Origin of the sequence: Micrococcus sp. HMSC31B01 (assembly GCF_001816085.1) — a bacterium.
Taxonomy (GTDB): domain Bacteria; phylum Actinomycetota; class Actinomycetes; order Actinomycetales; family Micrococcaceae; genus Micrococcus; species Micrococcus luteus.
The window spans coordinates 1-2,556 of record NZ_KV825451.1 but is presented as its reverse complement, the minus strand read 5'-3'; the positions used below and the strand labels follow the sequence as shown (position 1 = coordinate 2,556).

At 73.9% G+C, this 2,556-nt stretch carries 3 protein-coding genes; 1 reads left to right on the top strand and 2 read right to left on the bottom strand.

What is annotated here, in order from left to right; all coding sequences use genetic code 11:
• A partial coding sequence (locus HMPREF3105_RS12180; protein ID WP_246830387.1) for a rhomboid family intramembrane serine protease occupies window positions 1-856 on the bottom strand: 856 nt, incomplete at its 3' end.
• Window positions 857-867: 11 nt separating this feature from the next.
• Window positions 868-1,398 carry a peptidylprolyl isomerase gene (locus tag HMPREF3105_RS12175; protein ID WP_010079725.1) on the bottom strand — a complete coding sequence of 177 codons (531 nt, stop codon included), beginning with the start codon at window positions 1,396-1,398 and terminating at the stop codon, window positions 868-870.
• A 186-nt stretch (window positions 1,399-1,584) separates the two neighbouring features.
• Between HMPREF3105_RS12175 and HMPREF3105_RS12170 the strand changes: the two genes are divergently transcribed.
• Window positions 1,585-2,556: hypothetical protein (locus tag HMPREF3105_RS12170; RefSeq protein WP_070709853.1), on the top strand; the 972-nt coding region annotated here is incomplete at its 3' end.

The following is a 2,556-nucleotide window of genomic DNA, read 5'->3' as shown; positions in this document are numbered from 1 at the left end:
CCTGGGCGCCCACGGACGGCACGCGCGCGCGGCCGGGGCGCAGCCCGCCGGCCAGGGAGAACACGACGGCGACGACGGCGCCCGTCAGCAGCCCGCCCACGTGCACCTGCCAGGCCACCCCGGGCAACAGGAACGAGAACACGAGGTTCAGGCCGATCAGCACGGCGATCGAGCGCACCTGCCCGCCCCGCACCCGGGTGAGCAGGAACAGGGCAGCGAACATGCCGTACACGGCGCCGGACGCCCCGACGACGGGCTGCAGCGGGTCCGAGACCCACAGTGCGAACACCGCACCGCCCACGGCGGAGAGCACGTAGAGGGCGACGAACCGCCACCAGCCCAGCGCGGGCTCGAGCACGCGCCCGATCACCCACAGCGCGAGCATGTTCAGCAGCAGGTGCGTGGGGCCGGAGACGTCGTGCACGAGCGCGTAGGAGGCCATCCGCCACGGCTCCATGCCGTACGGGGACGTGTAGAGCCCGGCGTACCAGAGCGCCTCGGTCACGCCGGACGCCTGATCCCGGGTCATCCACTGCGCCGCGTAGACCACCGTCGTGACCGCCAGCAGGATCCAGGTGACGGGCGAGGCGGCGAAGCCCGTCCGCCGTCGGGCCGGGACCGTCGCGGCGGCGCCGGCGGCGGGAGCCGCCGTCGGACCGGGACCGGCCACGACGCCGGACGCACAGTCCACGCAGACCGGCCCGGCCGCGGAGCCGGGACGCTGGCAGTCGAGGCACGCGGGGCGCCGGCAGACGGCGCAGCGCACATACGCCGCACGGCCCGGATGCCGCGGGCACACCGGGGGTGTGCCGTCCGCGGAGTCCGGGCCGTGCGGGTCAGAGGGGGTGGTGCTCACCGAGGGGCTGCTCAGGCCTCGTCGATGTCGATGGACTCGATGACGACGTCCTCGAGCGGGCGGTCACGGGGATCGGTGGCGACGGCGTTGAGCTCGTCCACGACCTTCTGGGAGGCCTCGTCCTTCACCTCGCCGAAGATGGTGTGCTTGCCGTTGAGCCAGCCGGTGGGCACGGAGGTGATGAAGAACTGCGAGCCGTTGGTGCCGGGGCCGGCGTTGGCCATGGCCAGCAGGTAGGGGCGGTCGAACTGCAGCTCGGGGTGGATCTCGTCGCCGAACTGGTAGCCGGGGCCGCCGATGCCCATGCCGAGCGGGTCGCCGCCCTGGATCATGAAGTCCTTGATGATGCGGTGGAACACGGTGCCGGAGTACAGCGGGGCGCCGTTGTTCTTCTCACCGGTCTGCGGGTGGGTCCACTCCTGCTCGCCGGTGGCGAGGCCCACGAAGTTCTTCACGGTCTTCGGGGCGTGGTTGCCGAACAGCTCGACGACGATGTCGCCGTGGTTCGTGTGGATGGTCGCGGTGTGCGTCTTGTTCGCCATGCGCCCCATTGTTCCATCCGCGGCGGCGGGCCGTCCGGATCCCGCCGTCCGGGGTCGGGATCTTCCGCGATCGGCGTACGCACTCCCGGCGTGCCGGGACCCGTGCCACGGCGGGGGTCGGCCACTAGGCTGGGCCTCGAGGACCACCGCGTTCAACGACCATCCAGAACCCACGGGAGGCATCACATGGCCCGCAAGACCCTGCACGACGAGATCCAGCACGACGGCGGCGCGAACGCGTTCGTCGCACGCCAGGCGGAGAATCTGCGCCACTGGGCCGCCCCGAGGGTGGAGTCCACCCGCGCCTGGAGCGAGGTGGCGGCGGCCTACGGGCTGATCGGCGGCTCCGCCGCGGCCGAGGAGGGCCGCCGCAAGGCCCAGGACGCCAAGAAGGAGTACGGCCCCGTGGTCGAGCGCGGGGCGCGGAAGGCCGGCGAGGCCGTCGCGCACCAGTACGGGCTGCTGGCCCCCGCCGTCGCCAAGGGCGTGGACACCGTCCAGGACTTCCTCGAGCACCTGCAGGCCCAGGCGCAGGACGCCGGCCACGAGGTGCAGCAGCAGTTCGCCGCGGCGCGCAAGGACGCTGAGAAGGCCGCGAAGAAGGGCCGCCGTCGTGGGGGCCGCAAGGCCAAGCAGCTGCGCCGGGACGGCCGCCAGGCCGCCAAGGGCCTGCGCAAGGACGCGAAGAAGGCCGCCAAGGGCGCCCGCAAGGACGCGCAGCGGTCCGCCGCCCTGTTCAGCGACCGCGCCGGCCAGGCCAAGGACGCCGCCGCCGCGGGCGGCCTGACCCTCGCCGGCCTCCTCGCCACGGGTCTGTCCGCGCTGCAGGAGCAGGGCGGGAAGGTGGCCCCGCAGGTGCAGGCCCGCCTGGCCGACGCCGGCGACTACGCCCAGCGCCGCAAGGAGGAGGTCCTCCCCGTGGCCGCCGCCCGCCTGGCCGACGGCGCCGCGCACGCCCGCAAGACCGCCCACGACGTCGAGGTCCCGGACGCCCTGGAGCAGGCCCTGATCAAGCTCACCGGGGACAAGGCGATCGTGAAGCGCCTGCGCCAGGGCGCCGAGCAGTACGCCGGCGCCGCCGAGAAGGACCTGAACCGTGCCGCCGGTCGCCGGGCCTCCCGCTCGGGCGGCCGCGCCTGGATCGTCGCGGGCATGGCG